Origin of the sequence: Marinobacterium ramblicola (assembly GCF_019084545.1) — a bacterium.
In the GTDB taxonomy this organism is placed as follows: Bacteria; Pseudomonadota; Gammaproteobacteria; order Pseudomonadales; family Balneatricaceae; genus Marinobacterium_D; species Marinobacterium_D ramblicola.
This window is the reverse complement of sequence record NZ_JAHREP010000015.1, coordinates 1-22,951: the sequence shown is the minus strand read 5'-3', so window position 1 is coordinate 22,951 and position 22,951 is coordinate 1. Positions and strand designations below refer to the sequence as shown.

20 protein-coding genes are annotated in these 22,951 nt (G+C 61.0%); 8 read left to right on the top strand and 12 right to left on the bottom strand.

Annotated features, from left to right (window positions below):
- Position 1: 1 nt before the first annotated feature.
- The 4 genes from KQ940_RS12720 to dksA form a co-directional block, all read right to left on the bottom strand.
- Positions 2-2,920, bottom strand: a complete 2,919-nt coding sequence (locus KQ940_RS12720) for an ATP-binding protein (RefSeq protein WP_217414027.1) — start codon at positions 2,918-2,920, stop codon at positions 2-4.
- The gene (locus KQ940_RS12715) at positions 2,910-3,083 is read right to left on the bottom strand and encodes a hypothetical protein (protein ID WP_217414026.1); all 174 of its coding nucleotides are present in this window, start codon (positions 3,081-3,083) and stop codon (positions 2,910-2,912) included. The genes KQ940_RS12720 and KQ940_RS12715 overlap by 11 nt, the downstream gene beginning before the upstream one ends.
- Positions 3,076-3,978, bottom strand: a complete 903-nt coding sequence (gluQRS, locus tag KQ940_RS12710; RefSeq protein ID WP_217414025.1) for a tRNA glutamyl-Q(34) synthetase GluQRS — start codon at positions 3,976-3,978, stop codon at positions 3,076-3,078. Before gluQRS ends, KQ940_RS12715 begins: the two co-directional genes overlap by 8 nt.
- A gap of 99 nt (positions 3,979-4,077) precedes the next feature.
- On the bottom strand, positions 4,078-4,509 hold the full coding sequence (dksA, locus tag KQ940_RS12705) for an RNA polymerase-binding protein DksA (protein ID WP_217414024.1): 432 nt from the start codon (positions 4,507-4,509) through the stop codon (positions 4,078-4,080).
- Positions 4,510-4,765: 256 nt separating this feature from the next.
- Between dksA and KQ940_RS12700 the strand changes: the two genes are divergently transcribed.
- On the top strand, positions 4,766-5,932 hold the full coding sequence (locus tag KQ940_RS12700; protein WP_343222657.1) for a pyridoxal phosphate-dependent aminotransferase: 1,167 nt from the start codon (positions 4,766-4,768) through the stop codon (positions 5,930-5,932).
- On the opposite strand, the gene KQ940_RS12695 is transcribed toward KQ940_RS12700, so the two are convergent.
- The gene (locus KQ940_RS12695; protein WP_217414022.1) at positions 5,929-6,249 is read right to left on the bottom strand and encodes a Rieske (2Fe-2S) protein; all 321 of its coding nucleotides are present in this window, start codon (positions 6,247-6,249) and stop codon (positions 5,929-5,931) included. The two genes, KQ940_RS12700 and KQ940_RS12695, sit on opposite strands and share 4 nt — an antisense overlap.
- A gap of 86 nt (positions 6,250-6,335) precedes the next feature.
- On the opposite strand from KQ940_RS12695, the gene KQ940_RS12690 reads away from it, so the two are divergent.
- On the top strand, positions 6,336-7,352 hold the full coding sequence (locus tag KQ940_RS12690; RefSeq protein WP_246590042.1) for a FecCD family ABC transporter permease: 1,017 nt from the start codon (positions 6,336-6,338) through the stop codon (positions 7,350-7,352).
- On the top strand, positions 7,345-8,121 hold the full coding sequence (locus KQ940_RS12685) for an ABC transporter ATP-binding protein (protein WP_217414020.1): 777 nt from the start codon (positions 7,345-7,347) through the stop codon (positions 8,119-8,121). The genes KQ940_RS12690 and KQ940_RS12685 overlap by 8 nt, the downstream gene beginning before the upstream one ends.
- A gap of 13 nt (positions 8,122-8,134) precedes the next feature.
- Here the strand turns inward: KQ940_RS12685 and KQ940_RS12680 are convergent, their stop codons facing one another.
- A complete protein-coding gene (locus tag KQ940_RS12680) occupies positions 8,135-9,661 on the bottom strand; it encodes a bifunctional aminoglycoside phosphotransferase/ATP-binding protein (protein ID WP_217414019.1) in 1,527 nt (508 codons plus the stop codon).
- A 43-nt stretch (positions 9,662-9,704) separates the two neighbouring features.
- On the opposite strand from KQ940_RS12680, the gene mrcB reads away from it, so the two are divergent.
- Both mrcB and KQ940_RS12670 read left to right on the top strand, forming a co-directional pair.
- Positions 9,705-12,032, top strand: coding sequence for a penicillin-binding protein 1B (gene mrcB / locus KQ940_RS12675; protein WP_217414018.1), 2,328 nt, complete (start codon positions 9,705-9,707; stop codon positions 12,030-12,032).
- 27 nt (positions 12,033-12,059) lie between these two features.
- A complete protein-coding gene (locus KQ940_RS12670; protein ID WP_217414017.1) occupies positions 12,060-12,650 on the top strand; it encodes a tetratricopeptide repeat protein in 591 nt (196 codons plus the stop codon).
- Here KQ940_RS12670 and KQ940_RS12665 read toward each other — a convergent pair.
- Genes KQ940_RS12665 through KQ940_RS12650 form a run of 4 tightly spaced genes read right to left on the bottom strand, consistent with a single transcriptional unit; the run spans position 12,644 to position 16,921 of the window.
- Entirely contained in the window at positions 12,644-13,264 is a 621-nt protein-coding gene (locus tag KQ940_RS12665; protein WP_217414016.1) for a hypothetical protein, read from the bottom strand. The two genes, KQ940_RS12670 and KQ940_RS12665, sit on opposite strands and share 7 nt — an antisense overlap.
- Complete coding sequence (hemL, locus tag KQ940_RS12660) at positions 13,264-14,544, bottom strand: glutamate-1-semialdehyde 2,1-aminomutase (protein ID WP_217414015.1); 1,281 nt, start codon at positions 14,542-14,544, stop codon at positions 13,264-13,266. Before hemL ends, KQ940_RS12665 begins: the two co-directional genes overlap by 1 nt.
- Before the next feature lie 38 nt (positions 14,545-14,582).
- Positions 14,583-15,215: a thiamine phosphate synthase gene (gene thiE, locus KQ940_RS12655; protein ID WP_217414014.1), complete on the bottom strand. Its 633-nt coding sequence runs from the start codon at positions 15,213-15,215 to the stop codon at positions 14,583-14,585.
- Positions 15,212-16,921 (bottom strand): chloride channel protein, encoded by a 1,710-nt coding sequence (locus tag KQ940_RS12650; RefSeq protein ID WP_217414013.1) that lies wholly within the window; start codon positions 16,919-16,921, stop codon positions 15,212-15,214. Before KQ940_RS12650 ends, thiE begins: the two co-directional genes overlap by 4 nt.
- A gap of 157 nt (positions 16,922-17,078) precedes the next feature.
- Here KQ940_RS12650 and argC point away from each other — a divergent pair, with 157 nt between their 5' ends.
- Both argC and erpA read left to right on the top strand, forming a co-directional pair.
- Entirely contained in the window at positions 17,079-18,113 is a 1,035-nt protein-coding gene (gene argC, locus KQ940_RS12645) for an N-acetyl-gamma-glutamyl-phosphate reductase (protein WP_217414011.1), read from the top strand.
- A gap of 62 nt (positions 18,114-18,175) precedes the next feature.
- The gene (gene erpA, locus KQ940_RS12640) at positions 18,176-18,520 is read left to right on the top strand and encodes an iron-sulfur cluster insertion protein ErpA (protein WP_217414010.1); all 345 of its coding nucleotides are present in this window, start codon (positions 18,176-18,178) and stop codon (positions 18,518-18,520) included.
- Between the two features lie 90 nt (positions 18,521-18,610).
- Here the strand turns inward: erpA and KQ940_RS12635 are convergent, their stop codons facing one another.
- The gene (locus tag KQ940_RS12635; protein WP_217414009.1) at positions 18,611-19,711 is read right to left on the bottom strand and encodes an anhydro-N-acetylmuramic acid kinase; all 1,101 of its coding nucleotides are present in this window, start codon (positions 19,709-19,711) and stop codon (positions 18,611-18,613) included.
- Positions 19,712-19,714: 3 nt separating this feature from the next.
- A complete protein-coding gene (locus tag KQ940_RS12630) occupies positions 19,715-21,121 on the bottom strand; it encodes an OapA family protein (RefSeq protein ID WP_343222656.1) in 1,407 nt (468 codons plus the stop codon).
- A 217-nt stretch (positions 21,122-21,338) separates the two neighbouring features.
- Here KQ940_RS12630 and tyrS point away from each other — a divergent pair, with 217 nt between their 5' ends.
- Complete coding sequence (gene tyrS, locus KQ940_RS12625; RefSeq protein WP_217414008.1) at positions 21,339-22,637, top strand: tyrosine--tRNA ligase; 1,299 nt, start codon at positions 21,339-21,341, stop codon at positions 22,635-22,637.
- The last annotated feature ends 314 nt before the right edge of the window (positions 22,638-22,951 follow it).

The window sequence follows — 22,951 nt, the reverse complement described above, 5'->3', positions numbered from 1 at the left end:
CTCAATCGGGGGAAGACCCGTTGTACCGGGGTAAGGTTATGACCACCTGAGTGCCATTATTCTGCTTTTTATCGGCGGGGCTGAAGAGTTCGATACTACCATAGTGTTCAGTAATAATATTGTAGACCAAAGGCAGGCCGAGCCCGGTGCCTTTGCCCGGCTCTTTCGTGGTGAAGAAAGGCTCGAACAGGTGCTCGATATGCTCGGGTGCTATCCCGCTGCCCTCATCGGTAACCGACAATACTATCCGATTGCCCTCGCTGCTCGCCTCTATCCGTATTTCGCCCTGATCGGGCGAGGCGTCGCTGGCATTGTTCAACAGGTTGATGAACACCTGCAACATCTGCTGTGGATCGGCATAGATCTGCAAGTCTGACGCGACGGTGTTGGTGAAACGCTGCTGGCGCACCCGGCTGTCGAGCTGTACCAGGCGGATCGCATCGGCAACACACTCATGCAGTGAAACGCGCTCCTGCAGCATAGAGTTCTGCTGGCGGCCGGTATGGGCAAACCGGACCAGGGACTGCACGATGCGACTGATTCTTTCCGTTTGCTCGACGATCTGCTCGCCGGTCTCCAGCACCTCCGGCGCGTCGGTTTCCAGTTTCAGGTTCTGCGCCAGGCAGGCGATACCGGTTACCGGGTTGCCGATCTCATGGGCGACCCCGGCAGCAAAGCGGCCGATGGACGCCAGACGCTCCTGATGTGCCAGGTTGCGGGAGATCATCTGATATTCGGTTTCATCTTCGACCAGCAGCACCATCCCCTCCGCCGAGGCGTGACCCAGCGACGCCTTGTGCAGGCTGAACCAGCGCGGGAAACCGTGGATGTCGACCTGTACCGCGGGTTCGTGTTGGGCATCGCCACTGGCAAATTCGTCAAGTAACCGGTTCCAGGGGGCGGGCAGGCTGGTCAGTGGCAGGCCGATACAGCTTTCGTCATCGATGCCGGTATAACGGGCCAGTTCGCTGTTCCAGAACTGAACCCTGCGCTCCTCGTTCAGGGTGCAGGCGCCGATGGGGAGGCGTTGCAGGGTAACACGGTGGTAGCGACGCAACTGGTCAAGCTCGGCGGCAAGACCCGAGAGGCGAGCGTCGTAGTGCTCCAGCTGTTGCTCCAGCAGATGGACCTCCCGGGCACGAAAGCCGGCCGAGGGAGCCGCCGAGCGCGGCTGCAGAATTGCGGCAGCCTCGACGGGGCCGAGCAGGCCGGAGAGGTTGTGTTCCAGTTGGTTGCGCAGGCGCAGCATGTCGATGGGGCGCAGGTTGCCCAAGGGCAGATTCAGCTCGACACGCGCACGGTTGACTTCGCGGTTGGCACTATCGATGCCGATGCGGGGTTCCAGCTGAGTGACAAGGTCATTGGCCTGGCCGGCAGCGGGCAGTGCCATTCCGAGCGGTCGCTGCAAACTGTTCAGCACACAGGCTTCGGCACTTTGGCGTTCGCTGGAGCTGCCGGGGAATAGCAGAGATCCAATGATCATCAGTGCCAGGTTCAACAGCACGGACAGGAGGACGAACAGATACCAGTGCTCATCACTGCTGATCGGTATGTCGATGTGGAGGATGTCTCTATGCAGGGGAAGGGTGATGGCAAACAGCCAGATACCGAAGCCTCCGACCAGGCCGAGCAGGAAGCCTCTTCGGCTGGCGCCCGGCCAGTACAGCGTGGCCAGCAGGCCGGGTAGAAACTGCAGAAACGCCGCGAAACCCAGAGAGCCGAGTTGCTGCAGCGAGAAGCTCTCACCGAAGGTGATGAAAAACAGGTAGCAGGCGGCGATCAGCAGAATGATCAGCAGCCGGCGCAGCCAGAGCAGCCAGGTGTAGAAACGGGTCTGCTCCGGACGGCGTACCAGCGGCAGCACCAGGTGGTTTTGCAGCATCGACGCCAGCGCGACGACGGCGACGATGATCAGTCCGCTGGCGGCGGACAAGCCGCCGATCAATGCGACCAGGGTGAGCCAGGGCCGGTTCAGGGTATAGCCGAGATTGAGGACCACAAACTCGGTATTGGTGGTCATGCTGCCGCTGGCATGGGCGGCCCAGAGGATCGGTGGTACGCACACCGCCATCAGCAGGAGGAACAGCGGCACCACCCAGGTGGCCTTGTACAGGCTTTCGTAGGAGACGTTTTCGGTAAACGCCAGGTGGAACATGTGTGGCATGACGATCGCGCTGGTAAAAAAGGCCAGGATCAGCACCTGCCAACCGCCGTGGGTGGTCGGCTTCTGCATCTGCTGCAGTACCAGTGGGTTGGCGTCGAGCCAGGACTGCAGCCCCTCATGACCCTCGAAAAAGCCGAAATAGGCAAAGAGGGCGACGGTTACCAGCGCCAGCAGCTTGATCACCGACTCGATGGCCACGGCGACCACCAGCCCGCTGTGACTGTTACGCAGGGAGGCGCGGCGGGCACCGAACAGGATGGCGAACAGGGCGATAATGGTGCAGAAACCCGCGGCGATCTGCGCCCGGTCGACCTGCTGGTTGAGCAGGTAGATCGAGTCGGAAACCGCCTGGATCTGAATCGACAGCAGCGGCAAGCAGGCGACCAGCAGCGCCAGCGTGGTCAGGGTGCCGACCTGGCCGCTGCGGAAGCGAAAGGCGAACAGGTCGGCCAGGGAGGAGAGTTGATAGCTGCGCGTGATGCGCAGGATCGGGATCATGATGATCGGTGCCAGCATGAACGCGGCGGCAGCACCGATGTAAGAGCCCAGGTAGAGCAAGCCGGACTCGGCGGCCAGTCCGAAGGCGCCGTAAAAGGTCCAGGCGCTGGCGTAGACCCCCAGTGACAGCGCGTGCAGTAACGGGTGGCGAACCAGCTTGGGTGGTAGCAGGCCGCGTTCAGTCAGGTAGGCCGCACCGAACAGGCAGAGCAGATAGGTGAAGCAGATCAGCAGCAGTTGGGGCAGTTCAAAGGTCATGGCGATGCCACTGTTCAATCAGTGCAACCAGCATACACAGCCCCAGCCAGATCAGAAAGGGTCGGTACCAGGCGCCGCCGCTGAATAGCCAGAGCTCAAGCAGGTAAGGTGCGAGCAGCGCGGTCAGCAGGGAAAACAGCAGAAGCAGTCGATGGCTATACATGCTCGGTGCCTGTCGGTGGGGGAAGGCTCAACTGCCTGGGGATGCGCTCGATCTGCCAGTGGGCGATGGCCCAGCCGAGTATCTCCTCCGCCAGCCCGTCGTTCAGCTCGGCGGGCGGCTGCTGTCCCAGTAGCTGCAGGGCACCGACCAACTGTCCGGCGATCATCTGTTCACTGAGATCCAGTGGCTGGGCAAAGGTCTGTTTGCTTAGCTTTTGTCCCTGCGCGTTGGTCAAAACCGGAATATGTGCGTAAAGTGGCCGGCGGTAGCCGAGGTGCTGCTGCAGCACCAGTTGTCTTGGCGTCTCGTCGATCAGGTCGGCACCGCGGGTGACCTGCGTGATCCCCTGTTCCGCATCGTCGACCACCACCGCGAGCTGGTAGGCGAACAAACCGTCACGGCGGAAGATGACAAAATCGCCTGGCGCCTCCTCTCCTGTGTAGCGTCTGGAGCCCTGGATCCTGTCGTCGAACTGAAGCTCGGCATCGCTGACCACGGCGCGGATGGCACAGAGCGCAGAAGGGGGCGGAGGATGGCGACGGCAGTGACCGTCGTAATGCACCAGTGCGTTACGCTCGTTGAGTTGCTTGCGGCTGCACTGGCAGGGGTAGGCACGCCCTTTCCGCTGCAGCTGATCGAGCACTGCACGGTACAGCTCCAGGCGCTGGCTCTGATAGGTGACGGGGCCGTCCCAGTGCAGTCGAAAGCGCTCCAGCGCGAACAGTATCTGATCGCGGGCTCCGGCGACTTCGCGTGGCGGGTCCAGATCTTCGATACGCAGCAGCCACTGACCCTGTTGGGCACGAATATCCAGAAAACTGGCCAGCGCGGCCAACAGCGAGCCGGAGTGGAGTGGACCTGTAGGTGAGGGGGCGAAGCGACCGATACAGCTCAAGAGTGCCGGGTCCTGACTTCAGTGCATGTCAGTGCATGCAGTGCATGGGCAGCCAGTACGTGGGCTGCGGCGCGCGCCGCAGGCCCAGGGAGTACAGGCTTAGCCGCCGAGCTGCTTCTCTTTGATCTCGGCCAGGGTTTTGCAGTCGATGCACAGCGTGGCGGTGGGGCGCGCTTCCAGGCGGCGGATGCCGATCTCGACGCCGCAGGCATCGCAGTAACCGTAGTCGTCCTCGTCGATACGCTCCATCGCCTCTTCGATCTTGCGGATCAGTTTGCGCTCGCGATCGCGGGTGCGCAGCTCAAGGCTGAACTCCTCCTCCTGGCTGGCGCGGTCGCTGGGGTCGGCGAAGTTGGACGCCTCCTCTTTGAGATGCGTAATGGTGCTGTCGACCTCTTCCATCAACTGGCGTTTCCAATCCAGCAGAATGGCGCGGAAGTGATCTTTCTGCGCATCGTTCATGTACTCCTCACCCGTGTTGAGAGGGTAGGGCTCGAAGTGCGTGAACTGTTTTTCGTTGGTAGTTGGCATTGGCGCAGCCTCACATCTAGGGCCGGCGGCGCGGGACTTTCCCGGTGCCGGGCCTCGATCCTTAAATAGCTACCGCAAAAAGCGCGGTATCTCAAAAGCCGGTGAAATTACCAGAAGCCTTCCCTTTAGGCTAGACCTGATCAAGCGTTTTGCTCACTTTCCTTACACTCGGCAACACAGTGTAGCCTTAGTGCACAAGGACGGTGCAGTATTGGCGCGGTATAATCCTGCGTTAACTTTTCAGGGGATGGTCGTTGTGAGTGTGGAAAACTGGAGCGCCCGGGCGCGGGCGATCGATTCATTCAAGGTAATGGATCTGCTCAAGCGGGCGCGAGAGCTGGATGATCAGGGCTTCGATGTGGTGCATATGGAAGCGGGTGAGCCCGATTTCAAGACGGCACCGGCGGTGCAGGCAGCGGCCCGAGCGGCGCTCGATAAGGGCCTGATCCAGTACACGCCTGCCGGTGGGATCGCCCAATTACGCCAGCGCATCGCACAGTTCTATGGCGAGCGATATGGCGTCGATATCGGCCCCGAACGGGTGCTGGTGACGCCGGGGGCCTCCGGTGGTCTGCTGCTGGCCTTCGCGCTGCTGGCCGAACAGGGGCGCAGCTTTATGATGGCGGACCCCGGCTACCCCTGTAACCCTCAGTTTCTGCGGCTGTTGGAGGCGCGTGCCCAGAGGGTGCGGGTTGACGAGACGACCAATTTCCAACTGACCGCCGAGCTGGTGCGAGAGCACTGGCAGCCGGAAACTGCCGGCGTGCTGCTGGCGTCTCCTGCCAACCCCACCGGCGCCGTGGTGCCGCCCGAGGAGATGGCGGCGATCGCTGCCGTGGTGCGAGAGCTGGGCGGCGAGCTGATCGTCGATGAGCTGTACCACGGTCTGACCTATGGCTTCGATGCCGAGACGGTATTGTCGCTCGACGACCGTGCGCTGGTGATGAACAGCTTCTCCAAGTATTTCGGCATGACCGGATGGCGCCTGGGGTGGCTGGTCGGTCCCGCCGATGCGGTAGCGGAGATGGAGAAGATTGCGCAGAACCTGTTCATCTCGCCGCCGACCCTGTCGCAGTATGCGGCGTTGGCGGCGTTCGAGCCGGAGTCGATCGAACTGTTCGAGGCGCGTCGGGCCGAGTTCGGCCAGCGCCGTGACCTGCTGGTATCGGGGTTGCGCGAGTTGGGTTTCGGTATTCACCGTCCGCCGGAAGGGGCGTTCTATGTCTATGCCGATGCAAGCCATCTGACCGACAGCAGTTACGACTGGTGCTGGTCGCTGCTGGAGGAGGACAAGGTTGCTGCCACGCCGGGGGCCGACTTCTCCCGCTTCGACGCCCAGCGCTACGTGCGCTTCTCCTACACCACGGGGCTGGACAGGATAGAGCTGGCGCTGGAGCGTCTGGCCAAGCGTGGCCGACACTAAAGCTCGATCATGACCCGGCCCTCGTTCACCTCGCAGCGGATGGATGTCAGCATCTCGCCGGGGCAGGGGCCGGCGATGCACTCGCCCTGCTCGATGGTGAACAGGGCGCCGTGGGTGGAGCACTGAATGTACTGCTTCTCGTAATCGAGGAACTGGTCCGGTTGCCACTCCAGGCGGATACCGCGGTGAGGGCAGTTGTTGCGGTAGACAAAGACCCTTTCGCCGCGGCGTATCGCCAGCAGTGCATGGTGGTCTATCTCGAACCCCCGGCCTTCGCCGTCGGGCAGGTCGTTGAGCAGGCAGAGCAGCTGTCGCATCGCTTCGGTCGCTGTTGGTTTAACATTGTTGGTTTAACATAGCGGCTGCCTATAATAGCGCTTTGATTTCCGGCTGGAGAGTTTATTTGCCCGTTACCCGCCTGTCCCCGGCCAGCGTCCGGCTGCTGCTGATCCTGGCGCTGCTTCTGGTCTCCCTGTTCAGCCTCAACTACGGCGCACTGGAGCTCGGCCCGCAGGCCTGGCTGGATCCGCTCGGCGATCAGGGGCGGGTGCTGTACCAGTTGCGCCTGCCGCGGCTGCTGTTGAGCCTGTTCGCCGGTGCGTTGCTGGCCACCACCGGAGCGGCGGCGCAGGCGCTGTTTCGCAACCCGTTGGCAGATCCTTCCCTGATCGGGGTGTCGGCCGGGGCGTCGCTGGCGGTGGTGACACTGATGGTGCTCTTTGGTGGGTGGTTGCTCGAACACCGGCTGGATGCGTTGCTGTTGCCGCTTGCCGCTTTCGTCGGCGGGCTGGCCTCGACACTACTGGTGGTGCGCCTGTCCCGTACCCTGTCCGGTATCTCGGTGACCACCTTGCTGCTAACCGGTATGGCGATCAATGCCATCGCCATCGCCGGTATCGGCGGGCTGAAATACCTGTCCGACAGCCAGACCCTGCGCCAGGCCAGCTTCTGGCTGTTGGGCAATCTCAGTGCCGATGGCTGGATGCCGGTGCTGGTGTTGATGGCGGTAGCGCTTCCGGTGTTGCTGCTGCTGGCCCGCGAGGGGCGTGAGCTGAACCTGCTGTTGCTGGGTGTTTCCCAGGCGCAGCTGCTTGGGGTCGATGTGCAGAGCCTGCAGCGCCGTCTGGTGTTGCTGTGCGCGCTCGGCGTTGGCGCGGTGGTGGCGTTCGGCGGCTTGATCAGCTTTGTCGGCCTGATCGTGCCGCATCTGATGCGCCTGCTCTGCGGGCCGGATAACCGCCACCTGTTACTCCACTGCGCCCTGCTGGGCGCTCTGTTCATGGCCCTGGCCGATCTGCTCTCGCGCGTGCTGGTCAGTCCTGCCGAGCTGCCGGTGGGGATTTTGACCGCACTGATCGGAGGTCCGTTTTTCCTCTCGATACTGGTTTACCGACTGCGTACAGGGGGTGTCGATGCTTGAGGCGTTGGGGCTGGCCCATGATCGCACCGCATCACGCCGACTGCAGCCATTCGATCTACACCTGAGCGGCGGTGAACTCTGTGGCGTACTGGGACCCAATGGGGCAGGCAAGTCGACGCTGGTTGCGTTGCTAAGCGGTATGCTGTCACCCAGCTCGGGCGAACTGATGCTTAAAGGGCGAGCGCTGGCGCACTTCACGCTCAAGGAGCGTGCGCGGCATCTGGCGGTTATGCTGCAGCGGCAGCCGCTCGACTTCGCGTTCAGCGTGCGTGATGTGATTGCGATGGGTGGCTACCCGCTGGATCTACCCCTGCCTGTGCTGGAGCAGAGAATCGACAACCTGGCGACTGCGCTGGATCTGCAGCATCTGCTCGAGCGCAACTATCTGAGTCTGTCCGGCGGCGAGGCGCAGCGAACGCAACTGGCACGCGTGCTGGTGCAGAGGGGGTGTGAACCTTCGGTGGTCCTGCTGGACGAGCCGCTGGCGGCGCTCGATCTGCGCCATCAGCACCAGGCCCTGGCACTGCTCAGAACGCTGGCGCGGCAGGAGGGGCATGCCATTCTGCTGGTGTTGCATGACCTCAATCTGGCGGCGCGTTACAGCGATACCCTGTTACTGGTAGGGGACGGGAAACTGCTCGAGCAGGGCGCCACCGAAAAGGTGATGCGTCCCGAACGACTGAGCGAGCTGTTCTCGGTGCCGATCGAGCGTTATCGAACGCGGGATGGTCTTGGCCTGTTCACCAGTATCGCCGGCGGCGAGTGCTAGCCGGCGCACCGATCTAGTCGTCCATCAACTTCTGTGCACGCAACTGCGACAGCAGCTGTTCTATCGCCTCATCGTCGCGGGTGTCGACCTCGAGCATCAGCAGCTGCTCCTCGGCGGTGATCGGCTGAAGAATCGACAGCTGGTGCCGCATCACCTCGATATCGGCATCCGATGGGTCGTTGCCCTCCTCGCTACGGCGCTTGAGGCGTGCCTCGATCAGCTTCTGATCGCAGTGGCAGCTGATGATCCGCATCGGCACCTTCTCCCGCTCGGACATTTGGCGGAACAGGTGACGCCCGCGTTTGCGGATGAAGGTGGCATCGACAACGACACTGACGCCGGCCCTCAGCATCAGCCGAGTGGTGTCCAGTAGCCGGTTGAAGGTGCGCAGGTTCATGTCCGAACCGTATAGCTCGAGTTTTTCGCTACGCGATGCACTGCGGTAGATCCGTTTGCGCTCCACGTCGGAGCGGATGCGTACGGCCCCCATCGCTTCGAACAGGCGCTTGCTCAGATAACTCTTGCCGGTGCCGCTGACGCCGTGCATCAGCAAAAGGAAAGGCGGTTTTGGTGTGCAGTAGCGCTTGGTCAGCTGCAGATAGTGGCGGAAGGTGTTGACGTCGGGCTTGTCGCCGAGCATCGCCACCTTGGCGCGCACCATCGAGCGGTAGGATTTGTAGAAATTGAGCAGCACCAGACCTTCATAATCGCCGCTGAGCTCCAGGTAAAGGTTCAACAGGCGGTTGGCCCAACGGAACTGTCCGTTGGCTTCCAGGTCCATGAGCAGGAACGCCAGATCACAAATGGTGTCTATCCAGCGGAACTGGAGGTTGAATTCGATACAGTCGAACAGGCGCAGCTGGTCGTGATAGAGCGTCACATTGCCCAGGTGGAGATCGCCATGGCACTCGCGCACGCGTCCGGTGCGCTTGCGCGCGATCATCGTCTCACGCAGGGCCTCGAACTGTTGGCGGGTATAGGCTTCCAGCTGGTCCAGTAGTGCCACATCCTCGGATTCCAGCAGCTCCCGGTTGATATGGTGGTAGTTGTCGAATACCACCCCGGCGATGGTGTCAGGCTCGCCCCAGGGGCTGTCGGGGGAGACGAACGGAATACGTTTGTGGAAGTGGGCGATCTGCGCGGCGAGGAGATCGATCCATTCGGCCTGGAACTGGTGGCGTTCAAGCAGCTGGTCAAGACGCTGGCCCGATTCGAACTGGCGCATGCGCACCGCGTATTCGATCGGGGCCGAGTCGTCACCCAGATGCGGCGAGCTTTCGCTGCCGCTGATCGGGACCACTGCCTCGTAGATGTCCGGCGCCAGACGCTGGTTCAGGCGCAGCTCCTCCTCGCAGCAGTAACGCCGCTTGTCGAGCGTGGTGAAGTCGAGAAAGCCGAAATCGACCGGTTTCTTGATTTTGTACGCATAGTCGCCGGTGAGCAGCAGCCAGGAGATGTGTGTCTCGATCACCTCGATGTTGGAAACCGGGTGTGGATACTGTTCAGCCAGGCACAAGCGTTCGATCAGTTCTGGTACCATGGGCGCGCATTCTGTCACTAAAGCTCCGGATTATACTGAACCGATGAGTAAAAAGAGAAATAGCCGTAGAAACAGCCGCAGTCGCAAGGCTTCCAGATCCTGGTTCAGGGCGCTGTTGGGGCCGCTGTTGAAACTGTTGCTGGTGCTGACGGTGATCGCGGCCGTGGGCTTGATCTACCTGGATGCCCAGGTCCGCGACAAGTTCGAGGGCAAGCGCTGGGCGCTGCCGGCCAAGGTCTATGCCCGCCCGCTTGAGCTCTATCCCGGACAGCAGCTGAGCGCCGAGGATTTCCGTCTCGAACTCAAGGGGCTCGGTTACCGCACGGTATCCGCGGCCAGCCAGCCGGGCAGTGCCCAGTGGAACGCCGGCCGCGTCCAGCTGGTTACCCGCGGCTTTCCCTTCCCGGACGGGGCCGAACCCTCGCGCAGGATGACGCTGGATTTCGGTCGTGCCGGGCTGGAGCGGATTCGCGATGAGAGTGGGCGCTCACTGTCGCTGGTGCGGATGGAGCCGATCCTGATTGGCGGCATCTACCCCCAGGACAATGAGGACCGCGACCTGATCCGTCTTGAGGATGCGCCGCCGATGCTGCCGGCGGCACTGATCGCGGTGGAAGATCGCAACTACTACAGCCACCATGGTATCTCGTTGAAGGGGATCTCCCGCGCCATGTGGGTCAACATCCGGGCCGGGCGTTTCGTGCAGGGCGGCAGCACGCTGACCCAGCAGCTGATCAAGAACTTCTACCTGACCGACGAGCGTACGCTGGCGCGCAAGCTGCTCGAGATGCCGATGGCGGTGCTGCTCGATCTGCACTACAGCAAGGATGAGATCCTTGAGGCCTATCTGAACGAGGTTTACCTGGGTCAGTCCGGTGCGCGTGCCATCCACGGTTTCGGCATGGGCAGCCAGTACTATTTCGGTCGACCCGTAGCCGAGCTTGACCTGGCGCAGGTGGCGTTGCTGGCCGGGCTGGTCAAGGGGCCCTCCTATTACGACCCACGCCGACATCCGCAACGGGCGCTGAATCGCCGCAACCTGGTGCTGCGCCTGCTGCGTGACCAGAGCCAGATCAGCGACGAGGTGTATGAGTTGGCCAAAGCCGAACCCCTGGGCGTGGTCGAGCAGCGCAGCCTGCAGAAGGGGGCCTATCCCGCCTATCTGGATCTGGTCAAACGGCAGCTGCGCCAGGAGTACCGCGACGAGGACCTGAGCAGCGAGGGGTTGCGGGTGTTTACCGCGCTGGACCCCTTGGTACAGGCCCGTGCGGAGCGTGCCCAGAACACCACGCTGGAGCAGCTCGAGAAGCGCTACGGCAAGGCGGCCGAGGGGCTGGAAGCGAGCATGGTGGTTACCGACCCGCAAACCGGCGAGATCCTGGCGGTGATCGGCGGACGTGACTCACGCTACGAAGGGTTCAACCGGGCACTGGATGCGTTAAGGCCGATCGGCTCGCTGGTCAAGCCGGCGATCTACCTGACCGCACTGGAGCAGGGCTATACCCTGGCCAGTCGGTTGCAGGACGAGGCGTTCAAACTGGAGCTGCCCAACGGCGATATCTGGGCACCGGATAACTTCGATCACCGCAGCCATGGCGACGTGCCGCTGCACTACTCGCTGTCGCACTCGTTCAACCAGTCCACGGCGCGACTGGGGCTGACCATCGGCGTCGACAAGGTGATCGATATGCTCGAGCGGCTCGGCGTGGAGCGCGAGCTGAAGCCCTATCCGTCGCTGCTGCTCGGTGCCCAGGCGTTGTCGCCGCTGGAGGTGGCGGGGGTCTACCAGACGCTGGCCGCCAACGGTTTTCGCGTGCCGCTGCGGGCGATACGGGCGGTCACCGATGCCCAGGGGCAGGAGCTGTCGCGCTACCCCTTTGCACTGCGCCAGCAGGTGGAACCGGGGCTGGTGCACCTGATTCAGTATGCGATGCAGGAGGTGGCACGCGAGGGTACGGCGCAATACGCTTACTCACAACTGCCGCAAAACTTGAATATCGCCGGCAAGACCGGTACCTCCAATGATCAGCGTGACAGCTGGTTCGCCGGTTTTACCGGTAACCGCCTTGCCGTAGTCTGGGTCGGGCGCGATGATAATGCCAAGTTGCCGTTCACCGGCTCCGGTGGGGCGCTCAGGGTATGGACCGACTACATGCGCCGCGAGCATCCGGAGCCGTTTTACGCTACCCGGCCGGAAAATGTCGAATATGTGTGGATCGACGATGCCACCGGGCTGCTGTCGGATCAGCGTTGTGAAGGCTCGCGGCAACTACCGTTCATCAACGGAACCGTGCCCCGGGATAGCGTGGATTGCGGGCAGATGAGGCGGGGCGGCAATCCGCTGGATTGGTTCCGTGGTTGGTTTCAGTAATTGATGCAGATGAGTGTAGGCAGGGATATGAAAAAGATTGCGCTGGTACTGGCTGCAGTGCTGTTGGCCGGTTGTATCGGGCCCAACCCTTATGTAACCCCGGTTGAGGATCGCAGTAACCGGCAACCCACCACACCCCCGCCACCAGGCAGCCTGGAGTCGGTGGAGCCGAGCCCCGGTGTCAGTGTACAGCCGATCGAGGATGTGCCGGTGTTCCGGCCTCAGCGTGAGGCATTGCCGGACAGCGGCTCGATCAATGTGGCGCCGGAGCCGGGCGATATTCCGGTCAGCGAACCGCGCAATGCCGCGGTTGTGGCGTTGCTGGATTCAGCCAGCCAGAACACCCAGGGCGGCGATCTGCGTGCGGCACAGAGCAGCCTGGAGCGGGCGCTGCGCATCGCGCCGCGCGATCCGCAGGTGTACTACCAGCTGGCCGACGTGCAGCGCCGGCTCGGTCAGTTTATGCAGGCTGAGCAGGTGGCGTTGAAAGGGGTGAATGTGGCCAACGGTCAGCCTGTCGAACTGCGCCGTCTGTGGAGTCTGATCGCGCTGATCCGTAGCGATGCCGGGAACAGTGCGGGAGCCAGGGCGGCGCAGCAGGAAGCGAGCCGTTATTGAGCGTCTGCCCGAGCCGGGACTAACGACCGGTGCAGGGCGGCGGTGATCGTCGCCAGCGACAGCGCGCTCAGGGCGTGAAACAGGCTCGGGTTCGGCCATGCATAGGCCCAGTCCGGTGCTGCCGGGCTGGTAATGGCAAGTGCTGTGGCCAGCAGGGCTGTGGCTGTGGCCGCCAAGGGCTGTTTCAGTAACACACTGCCGGCTGCGCATGCGACGACAGTCGCCGCAGCCATCGCTTTCAGATACTCGTCGGCAAAGCCCAGTTGCCGACTGAGTTCGAAGGCGGCAAACAGCGCCAACAGCCAACGTCCCCATCCCGCACCGGACCAAAACCAGCGACGGCCAAGGGCATACACGGCAGTGGCCATCAACGGCAGCGAAATGTAGACCGCCAGGTTCAACGCCATCCGGCGCAGCGCACTCAGGTCGGTGCCGTCAGTGGGCAGGTACTGAGCGGGCACCGCCAGCAGGATAAACAGCGCGCTCAGGGCCCAGGCGTTGAGCAGGGCGCGCTCATCCTTGCCGGTGTGGCGCAGACGCCAGGCCCAAAGGGCGCTGGCGCCGCTGCTCAGCAGCAGGGCCAGGTCGGCGGCCAGAGTCAGAACTGTCGCCATCAGAGCGTCGCGAACGCCTTGTCCGCGGCCGCCAGGGTGGCGTCCAGATCGATCTCGGTATGAGCGTCGGAGATGAAACCGGCCTCAAATGCCGAGGGTGCCAGGTAGACCCCCTGATCCAGCATGGCATGGAAGAAGCGACCGAAACGTTCGGTATCGCAGGCGGTCGCATCGGCAAAGCCGCGAATCTCCTTGGTCTCGGTGAAGAACAGACCGAACATGCCGCCGACGCAGGTGGTGGTGAACGGAATGTTGTGGCGTGCAGCCACCACTTCCAGGCCCTGGGTCAGGTACTCTGCCTTGGCTGACAGCGATTCGTGCACATCACCTTCACTGAGGGCGTTGAGCATCGCCAGACCGGCGGCCATCGCCAGCGGGTTACCGGACAGGGTGCCGGCCTGATAGACCGGTCCCAGTGGCGCGATCTTCGACATGATCTCCTTCTTGCCGCCGAAGGCCCCCACCGGCAGACCGCCACCGATCACCTTGCCCAGGGTGGTCAGGTCGGGCTTGATATTGTAGTGCGCCTGCGCGCCGCCGAGGGCGACGCGGAAGCCGGTCATCACCTCGTCGAAGATCAGTACCGTACCGTACTGGTCGCAGATCTCGCGCAGTCCCTCGAGGAAACCGGGCAGCGGCGGAATACAGTTCATGTTGCCGGCCACCGGCTCGACGATGATGCAGGCGATCTGCTCGCCGACCTCGGCGAACGCCTGGCGCACCTTGTCCAGGTTGTTGTACTCCAGGGTCAGGGTGTGCTCGGCCAGGGAGGCGGGTACCCCCGGCGAGTTGGGCTCGCCCAGGGTCAGTGCGCCGGAACCGGCCTTGACCAGCAGTGAATCGGAGTGACCGTGATAGCAGCCTTCGAATTTGACGATCTTGTCGCGCCCGGTGTAGCCGCGCGCCAGGCGGATGGCGCTCATGGTGGCTTCGGTGCCGGAGCTGACCATGCGCACCATCTCGATTGACGGCATCAGCTCACACACCTTGTCGGCCATGACGGTTTCAATCGCGGTCGGTGCGCCGAATCCGAGGCCGTTATCCAGCGCGTTGCGCACGGCATCCATCACCGGTTGATAGCAGTGGCCGAGAATCATCGGGCCCCAGGAGCCAACGTAGTCGATATAGCGCTTGTCATCCTCGTCGAGCAGGTAGGCACCTTCGCCGCGCTTGAAGAAAATCGGTGTGCCGCCGACTCCCTTGAATGCGCGCACCGGCGAGTTGACGCCGCCGGGAATATGGGTCTGGGCGGCCTTGAACAGAGATTCGGAAGCAGACATGGGGCACCGTCCTGTGTAATTGAGTATAAATGTTCGAATTAAGCGGAAAATAGCCGGCTGAACGCCCGTGCCTGCGTTTCGATATCCTGCTGCGCAAACAGGGCATGGATCACCGCGATCATATCGGCGCCGGCCTGAATAACCTGGCTGGCATTATCCATACTGAGCCCGCCAATCGCCACTATCGGGCAACGCAGGCGCTGGCGCGCTTCGTTCAACAGGCTCAGCGGTGCCGGGATAGCATCGGGCTTGGTGCTCGATGGGAAGAATGCGCCGAACGCGACATAGTCGGCGCCACCCTGTTCCGCTGCGATCGCCAGATCCAGTCGGTCGTGGCAGGTGATGCCGATGATCGCCTTCGATCCCAGACGTGTGCGGGCAGCAGCGAGTGAGCCGTCCTGCTGGCCGAGGTGGACGCCGTCGGCGCCGCTGGCCAGAGCCAGCTCGACGTCGTCATTGATCAGCAGTGGAACCCGGTGGGCGCGGCAGAGCGTCGCCAGTGCCTTGGCCTGGCGCTGACGTTTTGCGGTGTCAGCGGATTTGTCCCGGTATTGCACGATACGGGCGCCGCCGCGTAGCGCCGCTACGACCGCACCCAGCAGCTGTTGGTCATCCGGCATCAGGCCGGCATCGGTGATGGCATAGAGTCCGTTGAGGGTGTCTGTGGTCATAGTGCCTGTTTATGGTTGTAATACTCTTCAATTTTGCTGCGCCGGATCACGCCCAGCGGCGAGCCCTGGTTGCTGATCACCAGCAGCACGCTGACGCCGTGCGCAGCCATCGATTCCCAAGCCTCGTGCAGCGTGGCGCGGGAGTAAATCGGTATCGCCTCCTGGCGAGCGGCCGGTATCTGCATCAGCTCGATACACAGGTCATCCTGCTCGCTGGGGTGCTTGTCGAGCCAGCGCGCCAGGTCGCCCATCGGCAGCAGCGCATTGCTCTCTCCCTGTTCGATCAGGAACCAGCGCGGCGCTTTTTTAAGCAGTTGGTTCGCGTCGGCCACCGTGATTAGCGCGCTAGTGCTGATCAGGTCTCGTTCCAGCAGGCTGCCAACCGCGGCGCGGGACAGTGCCTGTGCCAGCGGTGCCTGGCTGGTATCCAAGCCCCGGGCTTCGAGTATCGCCTGGAAGGCGGAGGGGCGTTTGAACAGCGATCGCAGCGTCAGGTTGCTGGCGACAATGGCGATCATGCCCGGCAGGATGATCGCCGAGTTATCGGTCAGCTCCAGTAGTGCGATCAGCGCGGCGAGCGGCGCATTGAGTATCGCGCCCATCATCGCGCCCATGCCGACGGTGGTAAACAGATCGATCGGCATATCGAAACCCAGGTGCTGTGCAAATCCGGCCAGCAGGGCACCGGCGAGTGCGCCTATCACCAGCGACGGACCGATAATGCCGCCGGGGATACCCAGCCCGATGACGAACGGTGTCAGCAGCGTCTTGCAGAGCAGCAGTAATAGCAGAAGGTCGAGCATGGCTGGACCGTCGAACAGTCGCTCTATGCTGTCGTAGCCGGTACCCATCACCTCCGGTACGGCCATCGACACAGCGCCGGCCAGAACGCCGGCGATCATGAAACGTACTGGCAGTGGCGTCCCGCGTAATCGCATGGTCTGCTGCAGGGTATAGATAAATGCCGCAGCGACCAAACCAATCGCCAGGCCCAGAATCAGCAGCAGGGGCAGCTCGGGTAAAATATCGGTTGGCAGTGCGGGCAGTTTAAGCTCGGCGGCGTGACCGATCACCAGTTGTACCAGTACATCGGCGACCACGGCGGCAACGATCACCGGAATGAAGCCGAGGATACTATACTCCAACAGTATCACCTCCATGGCGAAGATGACGCCGGCCAAGGGGGTGTTGAACACCGCGGCGATCGACGCGGCACTGCCGCAACCGATAAGGATGCGCAGGGTGTTGTTGGGCAGTTTCATCCACTGCCCGATCAGGCTGCCGCAACTGCCGCCGAGGTAGACGGCAGGTCCTTCGCGACCGACGCTGTGGCCGCTGCCGAGCGCAATGGCGGCGCCGACGAACTGGGTCAGCAGGTCGGCCAGCGACAGTCGGCCCTGGTGATAGTTGAGGCGCTCCAGCAGGTGGGGAATTCCCACTGAACGCGATACCTTGGGAATTGTCACGAGGAGCAGCAGGATCAGGCTGCCGGCTACCGGAAAGCCGAAGCGTTGCCAGGTTGGCAGCGATTCAAAATCTTCGCTGATGCCGCTGGGTAGCAGCCAGTGTTGAGGTAACTCGATGGCCAGGCGAAACAGCAGGATGACAAGCCCGGTGCAGAGGCCGGAGATGATGCCGAGCATGACCATCTGGGGCAGGGCTTCGAAATGGGATAAGCGTTGCCGGAAATGTTCAAGCGACGGCATGCAATCGGGTCTCTATGCGCATTCGATAGTCAATAAACGGCTGTGTGAGTATGATATTGCCTCTTCGGAGCATTGAAACCCGAGTCTGTTGGGTTGGCGTCGCGTTCGAGTCGGCGGTGTAAGAGTAACAGTTCTGAATAAGTTATGAGAGGTTAGCGTGATCAAGGTAGGTATCGTTGGGGGAACAGGCTACACCGGCGTGGAGTTGTTGCGCATTCTGGCCAACCATCCTCAGGTGCGGGTCGAGGTGATCACCTCCCGCTCCGAAGAGGGGATCCGAGTTGCCGATATGTTTCCGAACCTGCGCGGTCATTACGACCTGGCGTTTACCGTACCGGATATCGAACGCCTGGCGCAGTGTGATGTGGTGTTTTTCGCGACCCCCCATGGCGTGGCGATGTCGATGGCACCGGAGCTGGTTGCCCGCGGTGTGCGCATCATCGATCTGGGTGCCGATTTCCGCATCAAGGACGTACCCTTGTGGGAGAAGTGGTACAAGCTTGAACACACCTGTCCCGATCTGGTCGAGAAGGCGGTCTACGGTCTGCCCGAGGTAAACCGCGATGCGATCGCCGGTGCTCAGCTGGTGGCCTGTGCCGGTTGCTATCCGACCGCAGCTCAGCTGGGCTACCTGCCGCTGCTGGAGAAAGGGCTGGTCGATCATCGCCGCTTGATTGCCGATTGCAAATCCGGTGTCAGCGGTGCCGGGCGTGGCGCCAGTGTCGGCTCACTGCTGTGCGAATCCAGTGAAAGCATGAAAGCCTACGGTGTACCCGGTCATCGTCACCTGCCGGAGATCCGTCAGGGGCTGACGCGTGCCGCCGGACGTGAGGTTGGGCTGACGTTCGTACCCCATTTGACGCCGATGATTCGCGGTATCCATGCCACCCTCTATTCGGTGTTGAAGGATCCGGTTGACCCGGGCTTGCAGCAGCTGTTCGAAGAGCGCTTTGCCAACGAGCCGTTCGTCGATGTGATGCCGGCGGGTAGTCACCCGGAGACGCGCAGCGTGAAGGGTTCCAACGTCTGCCGCATCAGTGTTCACCGTCCGCAGCAGGATGATACCGTGGTCGTGCTTTCGGTGATCGACAACCTGGTCAAGGGGGCCTCGGGGCAGGCGGTGCAGGTGATGAATATCATGTTCGGCCTTGCCGAAGATGAAGGGCTGAAGATCGTCGGATTGATGCCGTAATACTTGACTAAAACAGTTGGTATAAGAGAGAATCCACCCTCTATCGGAGGGTTTGCAGCAATATGAGTGAAAACGTACAGGATACGCTGGTCTTTACCGACGCGGCGGCGGCCAAAGTCAGATCTCTGATCGAAGAGGAGCAGAACGATAACCTCAAGCTACGGGTGTACATCACCGGTGGCGGATGTGCGGGGTTTTCGTACGGTTTTACCTTTGATGAGGCTAAGGCTGATGATGACACCGAAGTGGTCAAGGATGGCGTGACGCTGGTTGTGGATCCGATGAGCTTCCAGTACCTGGCGGGGTCTGTCGTGGATTACAGAGAGGGGCTGCAGGGCTCCCAGTTTGTGGTCAACAACCCCAATGCGACGACCACCTGCGGCTGCGGGTCCTCCTTCTCGATCTGATTCCAAGGCCATGTACCAGTCACAGTGGTACATGGCTTCTCCTTGCTGTCCGTTAATCGATTTTTTTGTCTTTGAACGACACGGCTGATCTCAGGCGGGATAGATTGCGCCCAGAATACGCTCGCCGCCGGCGCCGGTAACCTCGGGGAGGTTGCCGCTTTGTCGGCGGTCGGTACGCCATGCCAGCCAGGCGAATGCGGCGGCTTCGACCCAGTCAGGGTCCAGCTTAAGCTCCGCTGTTGAGGTGATGCGGGAGCCGGGGAGTCGATCGGCGATACGTGTGAGCAGAAAACCGTTATGCACGCCGCCACCACAAACGAAGAGGGTGGGGCTGCTTAGTGGCAACCATTTCACCGCCTCCGCGATCGTGTGAGCGGTCAGTTCGGTCAGCGTTGCTTGAATGTCCGCGGCCGATGCTGTCTGGGAGAGTTTGTCCACGTGGTGTTCAACCCAGTGCCAGTTGAACTGTTCGCGTCCTGTGCTTTTCGGTGCGCTCTGGTGGAAGAACGGAGTGGTTAACATCGATTCCAGCAGGGCCGGTATCACCTGTCCGGCTGACGCCCAGTCTCCATTGGCATCGAATGTCAGGCCTTGCTCGCGGTAGATCCACTCATCCAGTAACGCATTGCCGGGGCCGGTATCGAAACCGGTGACGCGCGTATTCGTATCAGCGGCAAGACAGGTCAGGTTGGCCATGCCACCGATATTGACGATAACCCTGTCTTCATCCGGGGCATGAAACAGCCAGCGGTGAAAAGCGGGTACCAAGGGCGCGCCCTGGCCGCCGGCCGCGACATCCCGTCGGCGGAAATCGGCAATCGTGGTGAGGCCGGTTTGTTCGGCGATACGGCTTGGATCGCCAATTTGCAGCGTAAAACCCTGCCCAGGACGATGGCGGACCGTCTGGCCGTGGCTGCCGATGGCGGTGATCCGGCTGGCGGGTATCCCGCTGAGGCTGATCAGTTCAGTGGCTGTTTCGGCGAACAGTTCACCCAGTTCGCGATCGAGGAGCCCAAAGTCATCCACGCCATACATTGAGGCGCCGGCCAGCGCCAATATCCTCTGTTTCAGTGCTGGCTTGATCGGTTTGGAGTGGCTGGCGAGCAGTTCGAAATCCGGTTCAAACCTCGCCAGCACCGCGTCAACGGCGTCGACGCTTGTGCCGGACATTAAACCCAGATAGATCGACATGGCTCAGTTGCCGTTTAGTGCGATATCGGTTGTGCCGCCATCCAGCATCGCCATCAGGCGTGATGCTTGCTGTCGAAAGGCTGCTTGTTCGGACTGGGGGACCGGTTCGGCGTGGGGGAGCTTTACGGTCATCGGATTCTTGTGTACGCCGTTGACGCGGAACTCATAGTGTAGATGGGGGCCGGAGGCCAGGCCGGACATGCCGACATAGCCAATGACCTGCCCCTGCTTGACGCGGGAGCCGGTGGACAGGCCTGATTTATAGCCGCTCATATGGGCATAAAGCGTCGTGATATTGCCGCCGTGTTGAATGATGATTGCACGCCCGTAGCCGCCTTTGGTACCGCGCCAGATGATCTTGCCGTCGCCTGATGCTTTGATCGGTGTGCCAGTCTTGGCGGCATAATCGACCCCGCGATGGGGGCGCTTGGTGCCCAGTACCGGATGCAGACGGGCGGGATTGAAGCCGGAGCTGATGCGGCGAAAATCCACAGGAGAGCGCAGGAATGCCTTACGCATGCTCTGACCGTCCGGCGTGAAGTAATTGTTGTTGCCCTTGCTGTCGGTATAGCGCACGGCGGCGAAGGTCTCGCCCTGGTTGATGAACTCGACCGCCAGGATGTCGCCTTCGCCGATCTTCTCGTCGCCGAGGTACTTCTCTTCGTAAAGGACGCGGAAACGGTCGTGTTCGCGAATGTCCAGGGCGAAATCGATATCCCAGCCGAGGATCTGGGCCATCTGCATGATCATGTTGTCGGACAGGCCAGCGCGTGCAGCATCGACGAAAAGCGAGCTGTTGATCGTGCCGGTGACGATATGCGTTTTGATATCCGGAGTGCGGCTTTCTATCCGGGTATCGTATCCGTCCGCGGTACGTGCGATCTCGATGCTGTTGAGTTTGTCCTGAACGAAACGCAGCTTCTGCAGTTCACCCTCCTGGATCAGAAACGAGAGTGTCTGCCCCGGGTAGAGTCGCGACAGTACCTGGTTTTCACTGGTTGCCTGGCTGATCTGGTACACGTCACGTGCCGATAGGCCAGCGCGTTTGAAAATTGATGTCAGACTGTCGCCGCTGCGGACGTCATAGTCGATCCAGTTTTCCATGATCTGGGGCGCAACCGCCTCTTCCAGGTTGGTGCTGGCGAGCTCTGATGTGGTCGTTTTTGTCTGATCCAACGGTTGATCGAGCAGGTTGGCGTCAGCATATTCTGAAGTTTCGTTGCCGGATGGCTCCAGATTGGCTGGTGCATGCTGGTTGGCTTTGGGTTTGGCTGGTATCAGCGTGATGGTGCTGCGGGTCGCTTCAACCTCTTCCGAAGGCAGGAGTAGCAAGGTGGTGCCGATGATAAGAGTACAGATGCTGGCTGCTGCCAGGTGTACCTTCGGCAGGCTGTGGATCAGAGTAGACACTTTCCGTAACACGACATCACCCCGGTGTAGATAGGCAGAAATGACAATTAAATACAGCCCTATATGACCGCCGATTATATATAAGTTCCTGACTGTTTTGTCCGCCGTTTGGGTGATTTCTTGAGCTTTTAGGCGTCTTTGTTTGTCTGGGTCAACGGCGGGCGCTAAAATGCGCGCCTTGTTTCGCTACAACAGACGGTTTAGATAGAAGGCAGCTATGAGCAAGCTAGGTCTGATAGAAGATTTAAAGGCGCGTGGATTGATCGCGCAGACTACCAGCGAAGAGGAGCTGGTGAAGCACCTGGGAGCGGGTAGTGTGACCCTCTATTGCGGCTTCGATCCAACTGCGGACAGCCTTCATCTCGGACATCTTGTTCCGCTGTTGATGCTGAAACGGTTCCAGGACTATGGTCATCGGCCGATCGCGCTGGTCGGTGGTGCCACCGGTCTGATTGGCGACCCCAGTTTCAAGGCGCAGGAGCGCCAGCTTAACTCTGCCGAAGTGGTACAGGAATGGAGTAGCTGCCTTAAGCATCAGATCAGTCAGTTCATCGAGTTCAACGATGATGGTGGCGCGATTCTGGCGAATAACTACGACTGGACGGCGAACGTCGATGTGCTCAGCTTCCTGCGTGATATCGGCAAGCACTTCACCGTCAACAAGATGATCTCCAAAGAGTCGGTGAAGCAGCGTATCGATCGTGACGGTGAGGGTATCTCGTTTACCGAGTTTACCTACCAGATCCTGCAGTCCTACGACTACCAGAAGCTCAACGAGATGTACGATTGCACGCTGCAGATCGGCGGTTCTGATCAGTGGGGTAACATCACCGGTGGTATCGAGCTGGTGCGCCGCATGAACGGCAAGTCCGTGCATGCGCTTACCCTGCCGCTGATTACCAAGTCCGACGGCACCAAGTTCGGTAAGACTGAAGGTGGTGCAGTATGGCTGGATCCGAAAAAGACCTCACCCTATGCTTTCTACCAGTTCTGGCTGCAGACGCCGGATGCTGATGTCTATCGCTTCCTGAAGTTCTTCACCTTCCTGAGTGTTGATCAGATCGATGAGATCGAGCGCCAGGATAACGAACGTGAGGGGCGTCCCGAGGCACAGCGCATTCTGGCGGAAGAGGTGACGCGTCTCGTCCATAGTGAAGAGGCACTGGATGCAGCGCGCCGGATCACTGAGGCGCTGTTCTCGGGCGATCACTCTTCTCTTGATGCCAATGACTATGCGCAGTTGCAGTTGGATGGCTTGCCTTCTTCTCCGGTGCCGGCAGAGTTGTCTGAGCTGCCTTTGACAACGCTGCTGACTGAGGCGGGTGTAGCAGCCTCCGGGAAACAGGTAAAAGATGCGCTTCAGCGCAGTGCGGTGTTCATTAATGACCAGGTCTGTTCTCTGGATCAGAATATGAGTGCGGCTACCCTGTTCTCCAAGGAGAATGCGCGGTTCGGGCGTTATTTCCTGGTGAAACTGGGCAAGAAGAAACATCACCTCTTCTATCTGATACCCTGAGGCTGATCGCTGGACAGTAGGGTGTTGGGAATGGTTTTGAAAAAAATTTACAACGCCCTGTTGACTCCCTCAGTGAGGTCTGTAGAATGCGCCTCCTCGCTTGAGCTGAACGCCTTAACGGGCCGGGCAAGATCAGACGAGGCGGTCTCCAAGCTGTTGAATTCATTGTTTATTTTTTGAGTTCGAGGCGAAGAGGTCGCGGTGAAAAAGCGAAAATAAACGCTTGACACCGGACGCTGAGGCGGTAAGATATGCGCCTCGCTTGAGCAAGCCCCTCGGTAACGGGAAGCGCTGCTCAGCACGCTCTTTAACAA